This window comes from Phenylobacterium sp. (genome assembly GCF_035569475.1).
Taxonomy (GTDB): domain Bacteria; phylum Pseudomonadota; class Alphaproteobacteria; order Caulobacterales; family Caulobacteraceae; genus Phenylobacterium.
On sequence record NZ_DATMNA010000039.1, the window covers coordinates 1 to 21,590 of the forward strand.

General features: G+C 70.9%; 19 protein-coding genes. 9 read left to right on the forward strand and 10 right to left on the reverse strand.

Annotated elements, in window-relative coordinates; translation table 11 throughout:
- Positions 1-308 precede the first annotated feature (308 nt).
- A complete protein-coding gene (gene zapE, locus VNW53_RS06340) occupies positions 309-1,436 on the reverse strand; it encodes a cell division protein ZapE (RefSeq protein WP_325554332.1) in 1,128 nt (375 codons plus the stop codon).
- Between the two features lie 114 nt (positions 1,437-1,550).
- On the opposite strand from zapE, the gene VNW53_RS06345 reads away from it, so the two are divergent.
- A complete protein-coding gene (locus tag VNW53_RS06345; protein ID WP_325554334.1) occupies positions 1,551-1,838 on the forward strand; it encodes a hypothetical protein in 288 nt (95 codons plus the stop codon).
- Positions 1,839-1,879: 41 nt separating this feature from the next.
- On the opposite strand, the gene VNW53_RS06350 is transcribed toward VNW53_RS06345, so the two are convergent.
- Complete coding sequence (locus VNW53_RS06350; RefSeq protein ID WP_325554336.1) at positions 1,880-3,376, reverse strand: CoA-acylating methylmalonate-semialdehyde dehydrogenase; 1,497 nt, start codon at positions 3,374-3,376, stop codon at positions 1,880-1,882.
- A 102-nt stretch (positions 3,377-3,478) separates the two neighbouring features.
- Between VNW53_RS06350 and VNW53_RS06355 the strand changes: the two genes are divergently transcribed.
- From VNW53_RS06355 to VNW53_RS06390, 8 genes are all read left to right on the forward strand, one after another.
- On the forward strand, positions 3,479-3,652 hold the full coding sequence (locus VNW53_RS06355; protein ID WP_325554338.1) for a hypothetical protein: 174 nt from the start codon (positions 3,479-3,481) through the stop codon (positions 3,650-3,652).
- 252 nt (positions 3,653-3,904) lie between these two features.
- Positions 3,905-4,342, forward strand: a complete 438-nt coding sequence (gene tsaE / locus VNW53_RS06360; protein WP_325554340.1) for a tRNA (adenosine(37)-N6)-threonylcarbamoyltransferase complex ATPase subunit type 1 TsaE — start codon at positions 3,905-3,907, stop codon at positions 4,340-4,342.
- Entirely contained in the window at positions 4,332-5,423 is a 1,092-nt protein-coding gene (gene amgK, locus VNW53_RS06365) for an N-acetylmuramate/N-acetylglucosamine kinase AmgK (protein ID WP_325554342.1), read from the forward strand. Before tsaE ends, amgK begins: the two co-directional genes overlap by 11 nt.
- Positions 5,420-6,160: a nucleotidyltransferase family protein gene (locus tag VNW53_RS06370; RefSeq protein ID WP_325554343.1), complete on the forward strand. Its 741-nt coding sequence runs from the start codon at positions 5,420-5,422 to the stop codon at positions 6,158-6,160. The genes amgK and VNW53_RS06370 overlap by 4 nt, the downstream gene beginning before the upstream one ends.
- Positions 6,157-9,135, forward strand: coding sequence for a double-strand break repair protein AddB (gene addB / locus VNW53_RS06375; protein WP_325554345.1), 2,979 nt, complete (start codon positions 6,157-6,159; stop codon positions 9,133-9,135). Before VNW53_RS06370 ends, addB begins: the two co-directional genes overlap by 4 nt.
- Entirely contained in the window at positions 9,132-12,632 is a 3,501-nt protein-coding gene (gene addA / locus VNW53_RS06380; RefSeq protein ID WP_325554346.1) for a double-strand break repair helicase AddA, read from the forward strand. The genes addB and addA overlap by 4 nt, the downstream gene beginning before the upstream one ends.
- Positions 12,633-12,722: 90 nt before the next feature.
- Entirely contained in the window at positions 12,723-13,058 is a 336-nt protein-coding gene (trxA, locus tag VNW53_RS06385) for a thioredoxin (RefSeq protein WP_325554347.1), read from the forward strand.
- Between the two features lie 703 nt (positions 13,059-13,761).
- A complete protein-coding gene (locus VNW53_RS06390; protein ID WP_325554348.1) occupies positions 13,762-14,412 on the forward strand; it encodes a hypothetical protein in 651 nt (216 codons plus the stop codon).
- 23 nt (positions 14,413-14,435) lie between these two features.
- Here VNW53_RS06390 and VNW53_RS06395 read toward each other — a convergent pair whose 3' ends face one another.
- The 8 genes from VNW53_RS06395 to VNW53_RS06430 form a co-directional block, all read right to left on the reverse strand.
- The gene (locus tag VNW53_RS06395) at positions 14,436-15,782 is read right to left on the reverse strand and encodes a folylpolyglutamate synthase/dihydrofolate synthase family protein (protein WP_325554349.1); all 1,347 of its coding nucleotides are present in this window, start codon (positions 15,780-15,782) and stop codon (positions 14,436-14,438) included.
- Between the two features lies 1 nt (position 15,783).
- On the reverse strand, positions 15,784-16,710 hold the full coding sequence (gene accD / locus VNW53_RS06400; protein WP_325554350.1) for an acetyl-CoA carboxylase, carboxyltransferase subunit beta: 927 nt from the start codon (positions 16,708-16,710) through the stop codon (positions 15,784-15,786).
- A 4-nt stretch (positions 16,711-16,714) separates the two neighbouring features.
- Entirely contained in the window at positions 16,715-17,548 is an 834-nt protein-coding gene (trpA, locus tag VNW53_RS06405; protein WP_325554351.1) for a tryptophan synthase subunit alpha, read from the reverse strand.
- Positions 17,545-18,780, reverse strand: a complete 1,236-nt coding sequence (gene trpB / locus VNW53_RS06410) for a tryptophan synthase subunit beta (RefSeq protein WP_325554353.1) — start codon at positions 18,778-18,780, stop codon at positions 17,545-17,547. The genes trpA and trpB overlap by 4 nt, the downstream gene beginning before the upstream one ends.
- Positions 18,781-18,802: 22 nt before the next feature.
- On the reverse strand, positions 18,803-19,444 hold the full coding sequence (locus VNW53_RS06415) for a phosphoribosylanthranilate isomerase (RefSeq protein ID WP_325554354.1): 642 nt from the start codon (positions 19,442-19,444) through the stop codon (positions 18,803-18,805).
- Between the two features lie 46 nt (positions 19,445-19,490).
- Positions 19,491-20,516 (reverse strand): class I SAM-dependent methyltransferase, encoded by a 1,026-nt coding sequence (locus VNW53_RS06420; RefSeq protein WP_325554355.1) that lies wholly within the window; start codon positions 20,514-20,516, stop codon positions 19,491-19,493.
- A gap of 67 nt (positions 20,517-20,583) precedes the next feature.
- Positions 20,584-21,036, reverse strand: a complete 453-nt coding sequence (gene mscL / locus VNW53_RS06425) for a large-conductance mechanosensitive channel protein MscL (RefSeq protein WP_325554357.1) — start codon at positions 21,034-21,036, stop codon at positions 20,584-20,586.
- 24 nt (positions 21,037-21,060) lie between these two features.
- Positions 21,061-21,348, reverse strand: a complete 288-nt coding sequence (locus VNW53_RS06430; RefSeq protein ID WP_324359687.1) for an integration host factor subunit beta — start codon at positions 21,346-21,348, stop codon at positions 21,061-21,063.
- Between the last annotated feature and the right edge of the window lie 242 nt (positions 21,349-21,590).

Consider the following 21,590-nt stretch of genomic DNA (forward strand, 5'->3'; position numbering starts at 1 on the left):
GGTCCGACCGAGAGGGCGGGGACGTGCTGCAACATTGGGGGAGCCTGTGACCGGAGCCAGGGTGAAGGAGGGTCTGACTGGCCCGTTCTGGGCTCGCGTCGCCCGGAGGCGAACGCCCGCTACTGGACCCCGGCCCGCTTATCGGAGCGTTAACGGGCGAGCCAAAGGGCGCGAAAACCCGCCGGCCCCGATGCTTTCCGCACAACCATGGCTGGCGATACCCATGGAAGCCGCTCCGCCAACCGTACGAACGGCTTCACCGGCCCTCCGAAAGACCCGATTCGGGCTCTATGCTGGATTGAATCGAGCTAGGGGGTCGGCGCGAGGTCGGCCAGCCAGTCGGCCGATCGCATCTCCTCCAGGCGCGAGGCCGTGCGCTCGAACTCGAAGGCGCCGTCGCCGGCCAGGTAGAGCTGGGCCGGCTGGGCCTCGGCCAGGACGATCAGCCGGGCATGGGCCTCGTAAAGGGCGTCGATCAGGATGACGAAGCGGCGGGCTTCCTCGCGCCGCGCCGGGGTCAGCTTCGGCACGTCCTCCAGGAAGACGGTGTGGAACCGCGCGGCCAGGGCCACGTAGTCGTTGGGGCCCAGCGCCACCGAGCAGAGGCTGGCGAAGGTCGCGAGGACCTGGCCGCCCAGGGCGTGCGGCAGGGTGATCCTGCGCCCAAGCACCTCCAGGGTGGCGCCGGTTTCCTCCTCGCCGTCCAGCATGTCGCGCCAGAGGGCCTCGAAGGACCGCTGGTTGTCCGGGTCGTCGGGCGAGAACCAGGTCCCCGCCGCGCGCAGCCGGTCCAGCCGGTAGTCGTGGCCCCCCGCCACGCTCACCACCTCGAGCCGGGCCTTCAGCAGGTCGATGAACGGCAGGAAGAGCTGGCGGTTGATGCCGTCCTTGTAGAGCGCGTCCGGCGCGCGGTTGGAGGTGGCGACCAGGGTCACCCCGCGGGCGAACAGGGCCTCGAACAGCCTTCCCAGGATCATCGCATCGGCGATGTCGGTGACCTGGAACTCGTCGAAGCATAGCAGGCGCGCGCCGGCCGCCACGACATCGGCCACCGGCGGGATCGGGTCGTCTCCCCTATGCTGGCCGAAGCGCGCCTTGCGCGCCGCCGCATCACCCGAGCGCCAGGCGCCGATCAGCCGGTGGATCTCGCCCATGAAGACGTGGAAGTGGGTGCGGCGCTTCTTCTCGACCGGGACCACCTCGTAGAAGAGGTCCATCAGCATCGACTTGCCGCGCCCGACCGGCCCCCAGAGGTAGACGCCGCGCTCGGACTGCGGCTTGCGAAACAGGCCCTTCAGGCCGCCATTCGGAGGCGCCTCGGCCAGGTCGCGCTCAAGCCGGACCAACGCCGCCAGGCCGTCGGCCTGGGCCGGGTCGGGCCGGATCTCGCCCCTGGCGATGCGGGCGTCGTAGGCGGCTTGCAGCGCTGGGGCCATGCGCTCCGCCTAACGGGCGGCGAGGCTCCGCGCAAGGAACTGGCCCGAGGGACGGCGCGCGAGGAACAGGGCGCGGGGCCGGGGGTTGATGAGGCGAACGCAAGGAGACGCCCCGTGGCCGACGAAGACCGCACCTTCGACCCCTCGCAGACCGAGGCGAACCGTGGCCGGGAGCAGGGCCTTGGCGTTGGGCAGCGCGAACTCAACCGCCAGCGCGACCCCGATCAGTTGCCGCAGACACCTTTGGAACTGGACAACGCCGACGACGACCTCGTGAGCGAACCCGGCGACGAGGCCGCGGTGCTGCACGCCAATCACGCCGATCGCGGAACCAAGCCTGACCGCTTGTCCGGCCCGAAGACCCGGGCCGCGACCAAGGACCAGATCAGCCGGCGGACCTGACGGCTGGATCCCGGCCTGCGCCGGGATGAGTCGCTACGCGCTCATTTCATCGTCGGAATGACGAACGCCGAGTCTTCGCTCAGGCCTTCGGGCCAGCGCGCGGTGATGGTCTTGACCTTGGTGTAGAACTTCACGCCTTCCATGCCGTGCTGGTTGGTGTCGCCGAAGGCCGAGCGCTTCCAGCCGCCGAAGGTGTGGTAGGCCACCGGCACCGGGATCGGCACATTGATGCCGACCATGCCGACCTGCACCTGGCTGGCGAACTCGCGCGCCGCGCGGCCGTTGCGGGTGAAAATGGCCACGCCGTTGCCGTACTGGTGGTTGGACGGCAGCGCGACCGCTTCTTCGAAACTTTCGGCGCGGACCATCTGCAGGACCGGGCCGAAGATCTCGTCCTGGTAGGTGCGCATGCCGGGCTTCACATGGTCGAACATCGAGGGGCCGATGAAGAAGCCCTTCTCGTAGCCCTGCAGGCTGAAGTCGCGCCCGTCGACCACCAGCTCCGCGCCCTCCTCGACGCCCAGTTGGATGTAGTCGGCGATGCGACGGCGGTGCACGGCGGTGACCACCGGGCCGTACTGGGCGGCAGTGTCTGTGGAGATCCCGACCTTCAGGGTCTCGATCTCGGCCAGCATCTTCTCGCGGAAGGCCTCGGCGGTCTTGGCGCCCACGGGCACCACCACCGGCAGGGCCATGCAGCGCTCGCCGGCCGAGCCGAAGGCCGCCCCGGTGATATCCTTCACCGCCTGGTCGAGGTCGGCGTCGGGCATGACGATGCCGTGGTTCTTGGCCCCGCCCATGGCCTGCACGCGCTTCCCCGCCGCAGTTCCGTGGGAATAGACGTAAGAGGCGATGTCCGACGAGCCCACGAAGCTCACCGCCTTGATGTCCGGATGGTTGAGGATCGCGTCCACCGCGACCTTGTCGCCGTGCACCACGTTCAGGACGCCCTTGGGCGCGCCGGCCTCCATCATCAGCTCGGCGAGGCGGACCGGGACCGAGGGATCCTTCTCCGAGGGCTTCAGGATGAAGCTGTTGCCGACCGCGATGGCGATGCCGAACATCCACATCGGGATCATCGCCGGGAAGTTGAACGGGGTGATGCCCGCACAGACGCCCAGCGGCTGGCGCATGGAATAGACGTCGATGCCGGGGCCGGCGCCCTCGGTGTACTCGCCCTTCAGGGCGTGGGGGATGCCGCAGGCGAACTCGATGACTTCCAACCCGCGTTGGATGTCGCCCTTGCTGTCGGCGATGACCTTGCCGTGCTCCGAGGAGAGCAGTTCGGCGAGCTCGTCCATATGGGCTTCGACCAGGCGCTTGAAGTCGAACATCACCCGCGCGCGCCGCTGCGGATTGACCAGGGCCCAATGCTGCTGCGCCCGAAGCGCCGAGGCCACCGCGGCGTCCATCTCGCCGACGCTGGCCAGGGCCACCCGGGCCTGCACCTCGCCGGTGTTGGGGTTGAACACCTGACCGAACTGGTGGGACGTGCCGGCGACCGAGGCGCCGTCGATGAAGTGGGTGATCTCGCGCATGGGCGGGGATTTAGACCGTTGGAGCCGGGACGGAAACCCCGCCTTACGATCGCTTAAGGGGTTGGGCCTAGCCTGGGGCGGTCTGAAGCGCCGGAACCGCCGTTGCAAGTCGCCGCCATACCCACCGGGCCGACCTACTACCAGCCGGTCTCGGCCGTGCCGCCGGTCGCGCCGGTGAAAGGTCAGCCGAGCGACGGCAGTGACGGCGGAGCGTCGCAGAAGGTCCGGCCGACGCCGCCGAGCGGCGTCGGGACCTTGCTGGATATTCAGGCCTAGCGCCCATCCGCGAACGCACCCTCAAAGGGGTGCCATCCGCCTTAAATTCCATGGACGATGCGAGCCTTGGGCTTGGACTGGCGGCCGCGCCAAGAACCTGCGCCGCTTGCCCATCGCCCCCGCGCCAGCGCATCCTCCGCCCATGCCGATCCCCTCGCCCGCCCAGACGCTGAAAACCGCCCGGCGGCGCCTACCGCAGCCGGAGACCGCGGCGGACGGTTGCCTCGTCCCTGACCCGGACCGGGCCTTCGCATGACCCTGGCGGACGAGGCGGCCACCGCGCGGCTCGGCGCCGCCATCGCGCGCGCGCTTCGGCCGGGCGAGGCGGTGTGCCTGTCGGGACCGCTGGGCGCCGGCAAGTCGACCCTGGCGCGGGCTCTGGTGCGGGCGCTGACCAGGCCGGACGAGGACGTGCCGTCGCCGACTTTCACCCTGGTGCAGTTCTACGAAGGAGAGCGACTCAAGATCGCCCATTTCGACCTCTACCGGCTCACCGACCCTGACGAGGCCTATGAGATCGGGCTCGACGAGGCGCTGGACGAGGGGGGGGCGGTGATCGAGTGGCCGGAGCGGCTGGCGGGACGGCTTCCGCCGGATCGACTCGATGTAGAGATCGGGATCGAAGGGGCGGGCCGCACGGCGCGGCTGACGCCCCATGGGGCATGGGAGGGACGGCAGGTTGAACCCTGAGCGGCAGGCGGCGAAGGCGCGGTTCCTCAAGGACTGCGGCCTCAGCGGGGCGCGGCGCGAGCCGCTGGCCGGCGACGCCTCGACGCGCAGCTATGAGCGGCTGCATCCGCCGGGCGGCCGGCCGCTCATCCTGATGGACCAGCCGCCGGTGCTGGAGACCCCGATCTGCCCGCCAGGGGCCAGCGACGCCGAGCGGATGGCGCTCGGCTACAACGCCGCCGCGCGCCTGGCCGCGGGGTCGATCGCCGCCTTCGTCACCACCGCCGACTACCTGCGGGCCCGCGGCCTGTCGGCGCCGGCGGTCGATGCCTTCGACGCCGACGAAGGCTTCGCCGTGCTGGAGGACCTGGGCGACGGCCTGTTCGCCACCCTGATCGCCCGAGGCGAGCCTGAGGCGCCGCTCTACGAGGCCGCCGTCGACGTGCAGGTCCAGCTCCATGCCGAGACCCCGCCGGCCATCCTGACGGCCCAGGGGGTGAGCTGGCCGTTGCTCACCTACGACACCCTGGCCCTGAAGGTCGCCACCGACACCTTCCTCGAGTGGTGGCCGAAGTTCGCCGGCATCGCGCCCTTCAGCGCCGACGCCGCGGCCGAATGGGACGCCCTGTGGGCGCCGGTCTGGGCGCGCGGCGAGGCCGGCGCCACGGTCTTCTGCCACCGCGACTACCACGCCCAGAACCTCGTCTGGCTGCCCAACCGCAAGGGTCCGGCCCGCGTCGGCCTGCTCGATTTCCAGGACGCGCTGAGGGCGCATCCGACCTGGGACCTGCTGCACCTCCTGCAGGACGCGCGGCGCGACGTTTCGCCCGAGCTCGAAGCGTCCATGCTGGACCGCTACCTGGCCGCCCGGCCCGCCACGGACCGGGAGGCGTTCCTGGCCGACTACAGGGCGCTGGCGGTGTCCAACGCGGCGCGTATCCTGGGCCGCGTCTTCGCGCGCCAAGCCTTGCTCGGCCGGGCGCAGTACAAGGCGTTCATGCCCCGCACCTGGCGCTACCTCGAACGCAACCTGACCGACCCGGCGCTGGCCGGTCTCGCAGCCTGGTTCGACCACCACGTCCCGGCGGAGGCGCGGGCGTGAGCACCGCCGGCCCCACCACGGCGATGGTGCTGGCCGCAGGCCTCGGCACGCGCATGCGGCCGCTCACCGACGCCCTGCCCAAGGCGCTGATCCCGGTGGCCGGCCGAGCCCTGATCGACCGGGTTCTGGACAAGCTGCGCGACGCCGGGGTGACGCGGGCCGTGGTCAACGTCCACCACTTCGCAGACCAGGTGGAAGCCCACCTGGCGGGCCGCCGCGACCTGGAGATCCTGATCTCCGACGAGCGGGCCGGCCTGCTGGATTCCGGCGGCGGCATCCAGCATGCCCGCCATCTGCTGGGCGAGGCCCCGATCTTCGTCGCCAACATCGACTCCCTGTGGCTGGAGGCCGGGACCCCGGCGCTGGAAGCCCTGAAGCAGGGCTGGGACCCGGCGCGGATGGAGCTGCTGCTGCTGCTGGTGGCGCGCGGCCACGGCATCGGCTTCGAGGGGCCGCAGGGGTTCCTGATGGACGGCGAGGGCCGGCTCACCCACTCGGCCTCGCCGGACGTGGTGACGCCCTTCGCCAACGTCGGCTTCGGCATATTGAAGCCGCATATCCTCGACGGCCAGAAGGCGGACGCCTTCTCGATCATCCCGATCTGGCATCGGCTGCAGGGCGAGGGCCGGCTCTTTGGCGTGGCCATGGACGCCTTCTGGATGCACGTGGGCGATCCGGCCGCCCGGGACGTGGCGGAAGCCAGGCTCGAAGCGGGCGTGGAGGCCCGGGTGGGGTGAGCGGGGTCGTCGAACGGCCGTTCTTCGCCAAGGGGGACGGGCCGCGGTGGCGCACGATCCCGGCGCATCGCCCGTTCGCCCAGGACCTGGCGCGGGGCCTGTTCGACGCGCTGGCGCCCCTGGGCCCAGAAGCCCTCTCGCAGGCCATCGTCCTGACTCCGACCCGCCGCGGCGCCCGTGCGCTGGCCGACGCTTTCGTGGCCGCCGCCGAGGGCCGCGCCGTCCTGCCGCCGCAGATGCGGCCCCTGGGCGACCTGGACGAGGGCGAGCCGCCCTTCGAGCCCGGCGACCTTGCGCTCGACCTGGAAGCGGCGATCGACCCGCTGCGCCGGCGTTTCGAGCTCACCCGCCTGGTCGCCGACCACTGGGACCTGCTGCAGGGCCGCGAGCTGACTGCCGCCGCGGCCCTGGAGATGGCCGACGCGCTGGGCCGCTTCCTTGACGGCCTGCAGATCGAGGAGCTGGCGCTGGAGGCCGGGCTGGAGGGCCTGGTCGAGGCGGAGATGGCCGAGCACTGGCAGATCTCGCGCCAGTTCCTCGAGGCGGCGCTGGCGGATTGGCCGGAACGGCTGCGGGCGCTGGGGGTGATCGACGTCAGCGAACGCCGCGTGCGGCTGCTGCGCCGGCTGGCCGAGCGCTGGACCGAGGCGCCGCCGCGCGGGGTGATCGTGGCGGCGGGGTCCACCGGCACGGCGCCGGCCACCCGCGACCTGCTGATCGCCATCGCCGCCGCGCCGCAGGGCTGCGTCGTGCTGCCGGGCCTGGACCGGAACCTCGCCGACAAGGCCTGGGCCAAGGTCGACGTGCAGCATCCGCAAGGGGCGCTGAAGCGGTTGCTGGACCGCGCAGGGGTCTCGCGCCCGCAGGTCGAGACCTGGCCGGCTTCGCACGAGGAGCAGCCCGAGCAGCGGTGGCGACGGCGGATCATCAACGAGGCGTTGCGACCGGCGGAGGAGACCGCCGACTGGCTGCATGTGATCGAGACCCTGGAGCAGGAACAGCCCGGCGCCGTGGCGGCGGGGCTGAAGGGCCTGAGCGCGATCAGCGCCCACAACGAAGATGAGGCCGCCACGGTGGTGGCCCTGCTGCTGCGCGAGGCGTTGGAGACGCCGGAGCGGACCGCCGCCCTGGTGACGCCGGACCAGGGCCTGGCGCGGCGCGTCTCGGCCAAGCTGGCCCGCTGGGGCGTGGTCCCGGACTCCTCGGCGGGCGAGAGCCTGGCCGGCTCGCCCTGCGGAACCCTGGCCGGCCTGGTGGCGCGCGCCGCGGTCGACCCGCTCGATCCGGTGGCCCTGCTGGGCCTCGCCAAGCACCCCTACGCCCGCCTCGGCGACAGCCGGGACCTGGAGCGCGCCGCCCTGCGCGGACCTCGCGCGCGCACCTGGGCCGAGCTGAAGGCCCGCCTGGCGAAGGCGCCCCAGGCCCTGCCCCTGGCCGCGCGGCTGCAGGCGATCGTCGAGGGCTTGGCCTGGACTCGCGAAACCGATCCCGTCGCTGCGGCGGCGGCGCGGGTGGCGCGGGCGATGGAGGCGCTGGCCGACGACGGAGCCGGCGGGACGGGCGATCTCTGGACCGGCCACGGCGGCGAGGCCATGTCGCGCCTGCTGAGCGGCCTGATCCAGGACGCCGACGGCCTGCCGCCCGCCACCGCGCGTGGCTTCGCCGACCTCATGGACCGACTGCTGGCCGGCGAGACGGTGCGTTCGGGCGGCGCCACCCATCCGCGCCTGCGCATCCTGGGCGCCATCGAGGCGCGGCTGGTGCGCGCCGACCGGCTGGTGGTGGCGGGCCTGGAGGAAGGCGTCTGGCCGGCCGCGGCGCCGCTCGATCCCTTCCTGTCGCGGCCGATGCGCGAGACCCTCGGCCTGCCCTCGCCGGAGCGGCGCATCGGCCTGGCCGCCCACGACTTCGCCCAGGCGGCCTGCGCGCCCGAGGTGGTCCTGCTGCACACCGAGCGGCGCGAGGGCGCGCCGTCGGTGAAATCCCGCTGGCTTTGGCGGCTGGAGACCCTGGCGCGCGGCGCCGGGTTGAAGATCGCCGGGCGCCCCGAGGTCCTCGACTGGGCCCGCAGGTTGGACGCGCCCGACGGCTACGCGCCCGCCAAGCGCCCCGCGCCCCGGCCGCCGGTCGCCGACCGGCCGCGCGAGCTGGCGGTGACCCGCGTCGAGACCCTGGTCCGCGACCCCTACGCCGTCTGGGCGCGCGACATCCTGCGGCTCTATCCCCTGGATCGGCCCGACGAGGCGGCCGATGCGCGGGCCCGCGGCACCGCCATCCACGCCGCCTTCGAGCGCTTCGCCGAGGCCTACCCAGCCGACCTGCCGCCGGACGCCGCCGGGACCTTCGCGAACCTCTATCTCGAGGCGTTGGAAGAGGCCGGCCTGCCGCGCGAGGCGATGGCGCGCGAGGCGGCGCTGGCGGTCGAGGCCGCCGACTGGGTCGCGGCCCTGGAGCGCGAGCGCCGCGACGGCCGCACGATCCACGTAGAGCTCAAAGGCGAGCGGACCATCGCCGCGCCGGCCGGCCCCTTCAAGGTCACCGCCCGCGCCGACCGGATCGAAGCGACGGCCGAGGGCTTCGGCCACATCCTCGACTACAAGACCGGCAAGGCGCCCTCGAAGAAGGAGGTGGCCACCGGCTTTTCCCCGCAGCTCACCCTCACCGCCGCCATCCTGCAGGCCGGCGGCTTTCCCGACCTCGGCCCGCTCAAGCCCGGCGACCTGACCTATCTGGAGATCACCGGCCGCAGGCCCGCGGGCAAGGTCGAGACCCGAGCCCTGGCCGGCGACGAAAGCGCCGAGGCCGCCGCCAAGGCGCTGGCCGGCCTGGCCGAGCTGGTTGGCCGCTTCGACGACCCGGCCCAGCCCTACCTGTCGCGCACCGCGCCGCAGTTCGTGAAGGCGCGGATCAGCGACTACGACCACCTGGCGCGGGTGTTCGAATGGTCCACCAGCGGCGCGGAGGGCGACGAATGACCCTCGACCTGCTGGAAGCGGAGGCTGCGCTCATCGACCCGCAGCGGCTCGCCGCCGACCCCGGCCTCTCGGCTTTCGTCACCGCCAACGCCGGCTCGGGCAAGACCAAGACCCTGATCGACCGGGTGGCCCGCCTGCTGCTGGCCGGGGCGAGGCCCGAGACCATCCTGTGCGTCACCTATACCAAGGCGGCCGCCTCGGAGATGCAGCGCCGGCTGTTCGACGTCCTTGGCGGCTGGTCGGTGGCCTCCGACGAGGGGTTGGCGCAGACCCTGTCGCGGCTGGAGGACCGGACCTTCGACGCGGCCGAGCTGTCCAAGGCGCGCAGCCTCTTCGCCCAGGCTCTGGAGACGCCCGGCGGCCTGAAGATCCAGACCATTCACGCCTTCTGCGAAAAGCTCCTGCGGCGGTTCCCCCTGGAGGCGGGCGTCTCGCCGGGCTTCCGGGTCATGGACGATTCCGCCGCCGCGGCGGTGGCGCAGGCGGCGCGGCGCATGGTGGCGGGCCTGGCGCTGAACGGCGCGAGCGCGGTCGCCGAGGCCTATGCGCGGATGTCGGTGGCGCTCGACTTCCAGAGCTTCCAGGCGATGTTCGCCGACTTCGAGGCCCGACGCGGGCCGCTGGCCGACTTCCTGCGCCGCGAGGGCGGGCTGGAGGGCGCGATCGGCTGGGCCTGGCGGGCGGTGGACGTGACGCGCGGGTCCGATCCCGAGGCTATCGGCGCGGAGGCCATGGCCCAGATGGACCGCGGCCTCTGGCGCGAGGCCGCCGAGGTGTTGCGGCTGGGCACGGCCACCGACCAGAAGTGCGGCGGCCAGCTCGCCGCGGTGGCGGCCGATCCGGACGCGGGCTTCGACCAGGCCTTGGCCGTCTTCTTCACCGAGAAGGGCGAGGGCGACGGGGTCAAGTGGATCGGCAAGACCAGCGGCCTGAAGGCCCACGAGGGGCTGCGCCTCAAGCTCCTGGCCGAGCAGGCGCGGCTCGAACTGGCCCGCCAGCGTGTCCGCGCCGCGGCCATCGCGGTGGACACCGGCCATGTGCTCACCCTGGCCAACGCCTACCTGGCCGCCTACCGCATCGAAAAGGCCGCCGCCGGCGCCCTCGACTTCGCCGACCTGATCGATCACGTCTGCCACCTGCTGCGCGACCGCCCCGCCGCCGCCTGGGTGCTCTACAAGCTCGACGGCGGCATCGACCACATCCTGGTGGACGAGGCCCAGGACACCGCGCCCGACCAATGGACCATCGTCGACGCCCTGACCGAGGAGTTCTTCTCCGGCGCCGGCGCCAAATATGGCGCTGCGGGCGAAGCCAGGGTCCGCGACATGTTCGTGGTCGGCGACGAGAAGCAGTCGATCTATTCCTTCCAGGGCGCGCGGCCGGAACTCCTGCTGCGCAAGTTCGAGTTCCACCGCGACCGGGCGACCGGCGCGGGCTTCCGGTTCGAGCGGGTGGACCTGCTCACGTCCTGGCGTTCGACCCCGCAGGTGCTGAGCTTCGTGGACGCGGTCTTTGCGCCGCCCGCGCTTGCCGGCGCCATCCAGCCTCGGCCCGGCTTCGAGCCGGAGCCGGTGCGGCACCAGCCCACCCGGATCGACCACGCCGGCTGCGTCGACGTCTGGCCGCTGGAGGTCGAGAAGAAGGGCGAGGAGCGCGAGGCCTGGGACGCGCCGCTGGACGCCGAGCCGGAGGACAGCGCCAACCGCCGTCTCGCGCGGCGCATCGCCGCCGAGATCAAGGCGCTGATCGCCCGCGGCGAGGCGGTCTACGACAAGGAGCGCAAGGCCTGGCGGCCGGCCCACGCCGGCGACGTGCTGATCCTGGTCCGCCGCCGCCGCGCCCTGTTCGAGGAGATCCTGCGGGCCCTGAAGCATGCGGAGATCCCGGTGGCCGGCGCCGATCGGCTGGCCCTGTCCGAGCACATCGTCTTCGACGACCTGACGGCGCTGGCCCGTTTCGCGCTGTTCCCGGACGACGAGCTGACGCTGGCGGCCCTGCTGAAGAGCCCCCTCTGCGGCCTCGACGACGACAGCCTCTACGTCCTGGCGCGCGGCCGGAAGGAGGGGCTCTGGGCGGCGCTCCAGCGGCGGGCGCCCGAGCGCGCCGAGTGGACCGCGGCCGAGGCCTTCCTTTCCCTCGCCCTGGCGGAAGCTGGCCGGCAGCGGCCGTTCGAGTTCTACGCCCGCCTGCTGTGTGGCGCGGGCGCGGACGGCCGGTCCATGCGCCAGCGCCTGCTGCGCCGCCTGGGCGCCGAGGCGCAGGACGCGCTGGACGAGTTCCTGAACCAGGTGCTGGCCGCCGAGGCCCGCGGGGTCCACGACCTGGAGCGCCTCGCCGCCGAGCTCGCCGGCCTCGACATCACCGTCAAGCGCGAGATGGAGGCCGAGCGTCCCGAGGTTCGGGTGATGACCGCCCACGGCGCCAAGGGCCTGGAGGCCCCGATCGTCTTCCTGCCGGAAACGACGCTCACCCAGACCGCGCGGGGTTCGCCGCTGCTGCGGGCCGGAAATCCGGGCGACGAGGGCTTCCTGTGGTGCGCCTCGGGCGGGCGCGACTGCGAGGCGACGGCCCGGGCTCGCGAGGCCCGCGCCCAGCGCGACGAGGCCGAGGCCTATCGCCTGCTCTATGTGGCGCTGACGCGCGCCCGCGACCGGCTGGTGCTCTGCGGCCGGGTGGCGGACCGCACGGACCCGAACAAACTCGCCGGCTGGTGGGGCGCGGTGCGGGACGCGCTCGGCCACGCCGACATCGCGCCGGGGGTGCGCACGATCGCCGGCGACGGCCTGGAGTTCCAGCGCTTCGGGTCTGACCCGCGGATCCTGGGCCAGGACGCCGCGGCGAGGGCGCGAGCCCCCGCCCTGCCGGCCTGGACTGCGGCCGCCGCGCCGCCCGAGGCCTTCGCCCGCTACGCCTCGCCGTCGGACCTGGGCGACGGCGCCAAGGTCGCCGCGCCCTCGCCGCTCTCGGCGGTGGGCGGACTGGGCCGCTTCCGGCGCGGCGACCTGATCCACCGGCTGCTCCAGATCCTGCCTGACCTGCCGCCCGGCGGCTGGGCGGACGGCGCGGCGAGCCTGCTGGCCCGCGAGCGCGACCTCACCGCCGCCCAACGCGCCGAGATGGCGGCGGCGGCGCTGTCAGTCCTGCAGGACCCACGCTTCGCCGAGCTGTTCGGCCCCGGCAGCCGCGCCGAGGTGGCCATCGCCGGATCGGCGCGCGGCCTGCCGGCGGGGCTGAAGGTCTCCGGCCGCATCGACCGGCTGGTGGTGCTGCCCCGCCGGGTGCTGGTGGCCGATTTCAAGACCAACCGGCCCTCCCCGGCCCTTATCGAGGAGGCCGATCCGGTCTACCTGCGCCAGATGGCGATCTACGCCGCGGTCCTGAGGGACGTTTTCCCGGGCCGGGCGGTGGAGGCGGCGCTGATCTGGACCGATGGGCCGAAGCTGATGCCGGTCCCAGAAAACCTGTTGGCGAAAGCGCTTGCCGACCTCGGCGGTTGAGGTTGATACCAGGGTGAGGCGCTCCTAAATGGGCGGATCGAGATGCGTCGGCTCCGCGTTCGGAAACTGCTGACGCGCAAGGAGAATTTCATGAGCACCGTGAAGGTCACCGACGAATCCTTCGAAAAGGACGTCCTGCAGGCCGCCGGCCCCGTCCTGGTCGACTTCTGGGCGGAGTGGTGCGGCCCCTGCAAGCAGATCGCCCCCGCCCTGGAGCAGATCGCCACCGAGCTGGGCGCCAACGTCACCATCGCCAAGCTGAACATCGAAGAAAGCCCGACCACGCCGTCGCGCTACGGCGTGCGCGGCATCCCTACCATGATGCTGTTCAAGGGCGGCCAGATGGCCTCCATGAAGGTCGGCGCCATGCCCAAGCAGAAGATCCTGGAATGGCTCAGCGAGGCCGGCGTCGCCGCGGCGGCGTAAATCCAAAAAATCGATGTCATCCCGGAAGCCGCGAGCGGCTATCCGGGACTCATGCGCGCCGCCGTCGCCGATTGAGTTGGGGCGGCGCGCCCGTCCATTCTGAAAACCCGAGTCTATGGCTCCCGGATAGGCGCCTCACGCTCCCCGAGATCGTTGACGGAAATGCGCCGGCCATTTTGTTCACTATTTGTTCTTGATTTTTTGAGAAAACAAGCTCAGCATTAGTCACCTGTGGTCGCCCGGACTGGCTTGGACGCCGGGCTGATATCAAAAGCAGGAGGCGACATGGGTGGAGGCTGGCTGGGGCGGCGGACCGTCGGTGATCTTGATGACCTCGAAGGCTGGATGGCGCAGCGGAACGCTGACATTTCCCTGAGGCCGGATGCGGAAGCGGCTGGGCGGGAAGCCTGGGAACAGGCAACGCGAAGCGGTCAGGATCTAGCAGCCCCGCAGCCAAGCGACTTAGTGGCGATCGGCGCCGGGGTTCTGAATTCAAACAACCCCGAATCCGCCACGCCGAATCTGTCGAGCGCGCGTCCGCAGGAGGAGGGTCTTGGAGCGGGAAGGCCCTGGACCTCACGAAATACGGGCCGCTTGGCCAGTTTTGGTTCTGGACGACGACGCCGTTGAAAGCGGCGGCGGGCGCGGAGCTTATTGCCAACAGCGCGTTGGCCGACCAGGTCACAGCGGGAAATGGACCCCCATGAACGTCCGGGATATCGCCGAGTTCTGCACGGAATTTCCCGACGATTCCATCGAGGACGAACGCGGCTTCGTCCGATATCCCGGTCTGGGGGTGGCGGAGGCCCTGGCGCAGATGTTCCGGGACATGGGATTTCAGGTCCCAGCGCCGGAAGGTGAGGCCGAACTCGGCTGGGTGCTCGACGTCCATGTCGGCAAGAGGCGGTATTGGTTTCGGCTCTCCGATCTCGGAGATCGCGTGATCCTCGTCAGCAGAGACACAACGAGATATGGGCCGACGCCGGGCGACATTGGCCATGGAGAGCTCTTGGGGAGACTCGACGCTGCGATGAAGGCGGACGGCCGCTTTAGCGACGTCGGCTGGTACACGGAGGCGGAATACCAACGCGCACGCGAGGCCCCGGATCGCGCGCGGCGCAAGATGCCGCTCTCGCTGCGCCTGCAGATGGCCGCGAGAGCGGTCGTGTTGTTCGGTATCGCTCTTCTCTTTTTGGTTCTTGCTGTCGTTGAGTTTGGAAATGCGCTGATGGCCTCTGAAGACGGTCACATGCGTATCGCTGGCATGCACGCCCTAGCTTGTGTCTCGTCCATCGTGGCTTGTCTCTGGGGGCTGCCGAGAGTTGTTATGTGGCTGGATACGAAGGGACTTTAGCTGGCGCGAGCCCTCGTCGGCCCCTAGCTCGGCCACGTCTCCGGGCTCATCGCCAGGATCTCGCCGGCGAAGTGCAGGCCGCCGCAGATCAGGACGTGCGGGGCCGGGCCGGAGCCGTCCAGGGCCTTGCGCAGCCCCTCCGTCACATCGACCACCGGCTCGGCCGTGAGTCCGGCCAGGCGCGCGGCCTCGGCCAGGTCGCCCGGGGTGGCGGCCATGTCCGAATCGAAGGTGGTGGTGAAGACCTTCGGGTGCATCTCCGCGAAGGGCCGGAAATAGCCCTCGGCGTCCTTGCGGGCAAACATGCCGGTCACCAGCACCAGCGGCCGCGGGTCGCGGTCCACGAGGCGCGAGGCGGCTTCGGCGAGCGCGCGGCCGGCGTGCGGATTGTGCCCACCGTCGAGCCACAGGTCCGAGCCCCGCGCCTTGGCCAGCGCCGCCAGCGGGCCCTTGGTCAGGCGCTGGAACCGCGCCGGCCAGACGGCCGACGAGACCCCACGGCCCAGGTCGTCCTCGCTCAGGTCGTGGTTGAAGGTCAGGGCCGCGGCCACCGCCAGGCCCGCGTTGTCGAACTGGTAGCCGCCGAACAGGCTGGGGGCCGGCAGGTCGAGCAGCCGGTCGGGCATCTGCACCATCAGCCGGCCGCGTTCCTCCCAGGCGTCGAAGTCGCGGCCCATCAGGAACAGCGGCGCCATCCGGTCGTCGGCTTCGCGCTCGATGGCCTCCAGCGCCTCCTCCGGCTGGCGGGCGACGACGACGGGACGGCCGCGCTTGATGACGCCGGCCTTCTCCCAGGCGATCTTGCCAAGCTCCGGACCCAGCATCTCCAGGTGGTCGTAGTCGACGGGGGTGATCACGCTGACCGCCGGCGCATCGAAGACGTTGGTGGCGTCGAAGCGCCCGCCCAGGCCCACCTCCACCAGGCAGAGGTCGGCCGGCGTCTCGGCGAAGGCCTGCAGCGCCAGGACCGTGGTGATCTCGAAGAAGCTGATCGGCAGGCCGGCGTTGGCGGCCTCCAGCCGGTCGGTGAGGTCCTCAAGCTGTGCGTCGGTGATCAGCTTGCCGGCGATGCGGACCCGCTCGGCGAAGCGGACCAGATGCGGCGAGGTGATGGCGTGGACCTTCAGCCCCTGCGCCTCGGCGATGGCGCGCAGGTAGGCGACGGTCGAGCCCTTGCCGTTGGTGCCCGCCACGTGGATCACCGGCGGCAGGCGGCGTTCGGGATGGCCCAGGGCCGCCAGCAGCCGCTCCACGCGTCCGGTGGTCAGGTCGATCAGGGTCGGGTGGTTGGCGCGCAGACGCTGGATCACCGCGTCCGAGGCGCGGATCGGATCGTGGTCCAGCGCCTTTGCCGGATTTGGGGGGGTCACATCAGGCGGCGGGAAGTTGGGCCCGCCCCATCATCAAGGTCTTCAGGATCGAGCCCAGCACCGCCGGCAACTCGGCGCGGCTCACCACCTTGTCGACCATGCCGCGCTCCATCAGGAACTCGGCGCGCTGGAAACCCGGCGGCAGGGTTTCGCGGATGGTCTGTTCGATCACGCGGCGGCCGGCGAAGCCGATCAGCGCATTGGGCTCGGCCAGGTGCACGTCGCCCAGCATGGCGTAGGAGGCCATCACCCCACCCGTGGTCGGGTCGGTGAGCACCACCACATAGGGCAGGCCGGCGGCCTTGACCTCGTTCAGCGCCAGGGTGGTGCGGGCCATCTGCATCAAGGACAGCGTCCCCTCCTGCATCCGCGCCCCGCCGGCGGCGGTGAAGATCACGAAAGGAACCTCGCGCTTCACGGCTTCCTGGGCGGCCTTGATGAAGGCCTCGCCCACCGCCATCGACAGCGAACCGCCCATGAAGGCGAAGTCCTGCACCACCACCATCGCCGGCTGGCCGTGGATATTGCCGTAGCCGATAGCCAGGGCGTCCTGCTCGCCGGTCGCCTTGCGCGCGGCCTTCAGGCGGTCGGGATAGGACTTCACGTCCGGGAATTTCAGGGGATCGTCCGCGACGATGGGCGAGGCGATGCGCTCGAACTTGCCGTCGTCGAAGGTGTAGCGCAGGCGCGCCGCCGCCCCGATCCGCATGTGGTGGCCGCTCGGCGTCACCCACAGCGCGGCCTCCAGGTCGGGGCGATAGATCATCTCCCCGGTGTCGGGGCATTTCACCCAGAGGTTTTCCGGCGTCTCGCGCTTGGAGAAGGCGTTGCGGACGCCGGGCGCGATACGCGACAGCCATCCGGTCCGCTCTCGCGGCGCGGCGGCGGGACGGCCGGGTTTGTCGTTTCTCTGCTCAGCCATCGCCATGGTTCTAGACCGTCGTTTGGCCGACTCGCGCCGAGCGCACAGCCTTAGCCAACGAACTCACTTTGGAAAGAACCCGCCGGGTCACGTCTTCGTTCATCTCCACTGCTTCGGCGATTTCGTCCACAAGCGCGGACCCCACCACCGCCGCGTCGGCGACGCGGGCGATCGCCGCGGCGCGTTCGGGGGTCCTGATGCCGAAGCCGACCGCGACCGGCAGGCCGGACGCCGCACGCACCCGCGCCACCTGAGGCGCGACCTCGGCCGCATCGGCTTCCTTGACCCCCGTCACGCCCGCCACGGAGACGTAATAGACGAAACCCGAGGTGCGGCGAACAATGGTCTTCAGGCGCATATCGTCGCTGGTCGGCGTCGCCAGGCGGATCAGGGAGACCTGGGCGGCGTCCAGCGCGTCGGCCAGGGGCCCCGCCTCTTCCGGCGGGCAGTCGACCACGATCACCCCGTCCACCCCGGCGTCCGCCGCGTCGCGGGCGAAGGCCTCGACGCCGCGGGTGACGATCAGGTTCATGTAGCCCATCAGGATCAGCGGTGTTGTCGTGTCGGCGGCCCGGAAGCCGCGCGCGAGTTCGAACACGCCTTGCAGGGTCATGCCGGCCTTCAGCGCCCGCTGCGCGGCGCGCTGGATCGGCGGCCCTTCGGCCATGGGGTCGGAGAACGGGAAGCCGAGCTCGATCAGGTCCGCGCCGGCGGCGGGCAGGCCCTCAAGGATCTTGGCGGCGGTGGCGGCGTCGGGATCGCCGGCCATCACATAGGCCACGAAAGCCGCCCGGCCCTCGGCCTTCAGCGCGGCGAAACGGGCGTCGATCCGGGCCTTGGTCAAATCTCCATCCCCAGGTGGGCGGCGACGGTGGCCACGTCCTTGTCGCCGCGGCCGGACAGGTTCAGTACCACGATGCCGCCCTTGCCGACCTGCTGGGCGATCTCCGGCAGGCGGGCCAGCGCGTGGGCGCTCTCGATGGCCGGCAGGATGCCTTCCAGTTCGGCCAGCAGGCTGAAGGCGTCGAGCGACTCCTTGTCGGTGGCCGACAGGTAGGTGGCGCGGCCCACGTCGTGCAGCCAGGCGTGCTCGGGGCCGATGCCGGGATAATCAAGGCCGGCGGAGATCGAGTGCGCCTCCTCGATCTGGCCGTCGCGGTCCTGCAGCAGGTAGGTCATATTGCCGTGCAGGACGCCGGGCCGGCCGCCGCTGATGGCCGCGGCGTGGCGCCCCGTATCCATGCCCTCGCCGGCCGCCTCGACCCCGAAGATCTTGACCTCCGGGTCGTTGAGGAACGGGTGGAACAGGCCGATGGCGTTGGAGCCGCCGCCGACGCAGGCGACGACCGCGTCCGGCAGCCGGCCCTCGGCGTCCAGGATCTGCTCGCGCACCTCGCGGCCGATGATCGCCTGGAAGTCGCGGACCATCACCGGATAGGGGTGCATCCCCGCCGCCGTGCCGATCAGGTAATAGGTGTCGTGGACGTTGGTGACCCAGTCGCGCAGCGCCTCGTTCATGGCGTCCTTCAGGGTCGCCGAACCGGAGGTCACCGGCCGCACCTCGGCGCCCAGGAGATTCATACGGAAGACGTTGGGCTTCTGCCGCTCCACATCGACCGCGCCCATGTAGACCACGCAGGGCAGGCCGAATCGGGCGCAGACCGTGGCCGTAGCCACGCCGTGCTGGCCGGCGCCGGTCTCGGCGATGATCCGCGTCTTGCCCATCCGCCGGGCCAGCAGGATCTGGCCCATGCAGTTGTTGATCTTGTGCGAGCCGGTGTGGTTCAACTCCTCACGCTTCAGGTAGATCTTGGCGCCGCCGTAGTGGGCGGTAAGCCGCTCGGCGAAATAGAGCGGGCTGGGGCGGCCGACATAGTGGGCGAGGAACCCTGCGAGCTCGGCCTGGAACCCCTCGTCGGCCTTCGCCGCCGCATAGGCCGCGTCCAGCTCGTGGACCAGCGGCATCAGGGTCTCGGGCACGTACTGGCCGCCATAGTCGCCGAAGCGCCCGTTGGCGTCGGGATAGGCGGCGTAGTCGTTGGGCCTGACAGGCGAAGGATGCGAGGGCGCGTTCACTGAGCGTCTTTGGGCTAAGGCTTCAAGCGCGTTTGGCGGCGTCGAGGAACGCGGCGATCAAGGCGGGGTCCTTTAGTCCGGGACCGCGCTCCACGCCAGAGGAAACGTCCAGCACCGGCGCGCCGGACTGCTGCACGGCTTGCGTCAGGTTCCACGGATCGAGGCCGCCCGCCAGGAGCCAGGGCCGCTCGAACCGGCGCCCCGCCAGCAGGGTCCAGTCAAAGGCGGCGCCATGGCCGCCCGGCCGATCGGCGCCCTTGGGGGGCTTGGTGTCGAACATCAGATGCTCGACCACCGTCTCGAACTCGCGCGCGCCGGCGAGGTCCGCCGCCTCGGAAACCGGCAGGACCTTGATGATCCCGGCGCCGGTCCGCTGGCCGATGGCGCGGGCCCGGGCCGGCGTCTCCTTGCCGTGAAGCTGGATAAGGTCAGGCTGCAGGATCTGGGCGATCCGGTCGGCCTCGGCGTCGCTGGGATCCACCAGCACGGCCACGACCTTGGCCTTGTTTCGCGCAGGTTGGGCCAGCCGCCGGGCGGCCTCGGGCGCCAGATTGCGCGGGCTCTTCTCGAAGAACATGAAGCCCAGGAACGCCGCGCCGCCCTCAAGGGCCGCCGTCACGGCCTCGGGGGTGGTGATGCCGCAAATCTTGGTCTCGACGCCCATGAGCCGGGATTAGGGGGCTGGAGGCCATCCCCGCAAGGGCGAAGCGTCACGCCGCCTTGGTGAGGACCACCGAGCCTTCCATCATGAAGCCGTTCTTGGTGAGCTGGGGCATGGCCCGATCGAAGCTGTCGAGGATGTCCAGCGCCCAGGGCGGGAAGGTCAGGCCCTCCTGGCCGCTGCCCAGCCTGAGCTGCACATGGGCCACGTCACGATAGAGCGTGGCGTGGTTGTTGTGCGACAGCAGGCGCACATTGGCGAACCCGCAGTCCCGCGCGGCGATCTCCAGATAATCCCGCGAGAACAGCCACTTGTCGTCCAGCTCGGCGAACTGCTGGGACTCGCGGTCGAGGCTGGTGCGCGCGGCGATGTCGTCGATCATCTCGCGCAGGACCTGCGCAACGGCGGGATCGAGCGGGGCGCGGCGCAGGTCGGCCTCCGCCAGGATCCGCTCATAGGCCAGCCGCATCAGGCCGTAGCCGTCGAAGGGCTCGAAGAAGATCGCTTGACCGCCGGGCTTCAGGGCGCGGGCCGCCGCCTGCAGGCCAGCGGTCGGATAGGTCAGGTGATGGAGGATGGAGGCGCCGGTCACCAGGTCAAACTGCTCGCGCGCCACGTGCTTGCCCATGGCGTCCATCACCACGCAGATCACGCGGTCGGAGAGGCCCTCATCGGCGGCGTAGGCGGCCAGGATGGCGAGCAGCTCGCCCGAGAGATCGGTCGCCACCTGCCGCGCGCCGGGGAACAGGTTGAAGCAGGGGACGATCGAATTGGCCCCGGAGCCGGAGCCCATGTCGAAGATCAGCGGAGCGTCGGGAACGGTCAGGCCGAGCTTGCGGATCGTCTGCTCGAAGAGGCCCTGGAAGTGGGCGCTGGCCGCGTAGCGCGCGTGATACTCGCCGGCGTTGGCGGTGAACTGCTCGGAGATTCGGCCCGCGATCCGGTCGCCTTCGATCGCCCAGACGGTCGCCGCCGGGAGGGGTCCCTGCGCCAGGCGAACCAGCGGGCGGCCAAAAAGCGCGGCCGCCCAGGATGGCGGCGCCGTTGAATTGGAGAGGCTTTGGGCTTCGGACATGCGGGGTCCCTGCGAGCCGTCGCAGGCTTACCGCCTCGAGCCCGAAAGGCCTAGACCCCCGTCCCCGCTATGCGCTGTCGGCGGGGCGGCGGTCCTTCAGGAGGTCGCGGATCTCGGTCAGCAACGCTTCCTGCGGCGTCGGGGCGGGCGCCGGCTTGGGCGGGCTCTCGGCGTCGCGCCGGCGGATGGCGTTGACGCCCTTGACCAGCAGGAACACCACCCAGGCCACGATCACGAACTTGATCAGGGTGTTGAAGAACAGGCCGTACTGGATCGCCACCTCGGCCGCCTTCTTCGCGGGATCGGCGGCCTTCAGCACCAGCTTCATCTGGGAGAAGTCGACGCCGCTCAGCAGAAGGCCGATCGGCGGCATGACGACGTTGTCGACCAGGCCCTTGACGATGTCGTTGAAGGCCGCGCCGATGATCACGCCGACCGCCAGGTCGATCACGTTGCCGCGGGCGATGAACTCGCGGAACTCGCCGAAGATGCTGAGCTTGGGCTTGGCAGGCTCACTCATGACAGGGCCCCGTTCGCCGAGAATTCAGTCGTCCGTGAGATTGAGGCGTTCCCGCAGCTCCTTGCCGCTCTTGAAGAAGGGAACGTGCTTGGCCCGGACGTCGACCGGCTCGCCGGTGCGCGGGTTGCGTCCGGCGCGCGCGTCGCGCGAGCGGACCGAAAGCGCGCCGAAGCCGCGCAATTCCACCCGGCCGCCGGTTTCCAGCGCCTGGATCATGCGCTCCAGAACCACGCTGACGACGCGTTCGATGTCGCGCTGCGTCAGATGCGGGTTCTCTTCGGCGAGTTTGGCGATCAGTTCAGACTTGATCATGCGGCCCCCTCGAACCGGCGTGACCATGGGCGAGTCCGCCTTTGTATTCAAGGCGTAAAAAGGGTTTATGCGTCCCATGGCCGCGCTTGATTTCCACCGCGCGCACGGCCTTGGGGCGGCTGGTCGCCCGCGTCAGGTCGGCGCCCGCACCAGATTGTCCACGTCGCGCAGCTTCCGGATCTGCAAGTTGGCGGATTCCGCTTCGGCGGCGCTGACCTCCGGCGTCACGGCGCGCTGATCGG

What these genes read in the sequence shown, in the direction of transcription:
- trxA (WP_325554347.1), top strand. Translation starts at nt 12,723, where the DNA reads ATGAGCACCGTGAAGGTCACCGACGAATCCTTCGAAAAGGACGTCCTG.
- zapE (WP_325554332.1), bottom strand. Translation starts at nt 1,436, where the DNA reads ATGGCCCCAGCGCTGCAAGCCGCCTACGACGCCCGCATCGCCAGGGGC.
- VNW53_RS06430 (WP_324359687.1), bottom strand. Translation starts at nt 21,348, where the DNA reads ATGATCAAGTCTGAACTGATCGCCAAACTCGCCGAAGAGAACCCGCAT.
- accD (WP_325554350.1), bottom strand. Translation starts at nt 16,710, where the DNA reads ATGGCGATGGCTGAGCAGAGAAACGACAAACCCGGCCGTCCCGCCGCC.
- VNW53_RS06415 (WP_325554354.1), bottom strand. Translation starts at nt 19,444, where the DNA reads ATGGGCGTCGAGACCAAGATTTGCGGCATCACCACCCCCGAGGCCGTG.
- VNW53_RS06390 (WP_325554348.1), top strand. Translation starts at nt 13,762, where the DNA reads ATGAACGTCCGGGATATCGCCGAGTTCTGCACGGAATTTCCCGACGAT.
- VNW53_RS06420 (WP_325554355.1), bottom strand. Translation starts at nt 20,516, where the DNA reads ATGTCCGAAGCCCAAAGCCTCTCCAATTCAACGGCGCCGCCATCCTGG.
- mscL (WP_325554357.1), bottom strand. Translation starts at nt 21,036, where the DNA reads ATGAGTGAGCCTGCCAAGCCCAAGCTCAGCATCTTCGGCGAGTTCCGC.
- tsaE (WP_325554340.1), top strand. Translation starts at nt 3,905, where the DNA reads ATGACCCTGGCGGACGAGGCGGCCACCGCGCGGCTCGGCGCCGCCATC.
- addA (WP_325554346.1), top strand. Translation starts at nt 9,132, where the DNA reads ATGACCCTCGACCTGCTGGAAGCGGAGGCTGCGCTCATCGACCCGCAG.
- VNW53_RS06350 (WP_325554336.1), bottom strand. Translation starts at nt 3,376, where the DNA reads ATGCGCGAGATCACCCACTTCATCGACGGCGCCTCGGTCGCCGGCACG.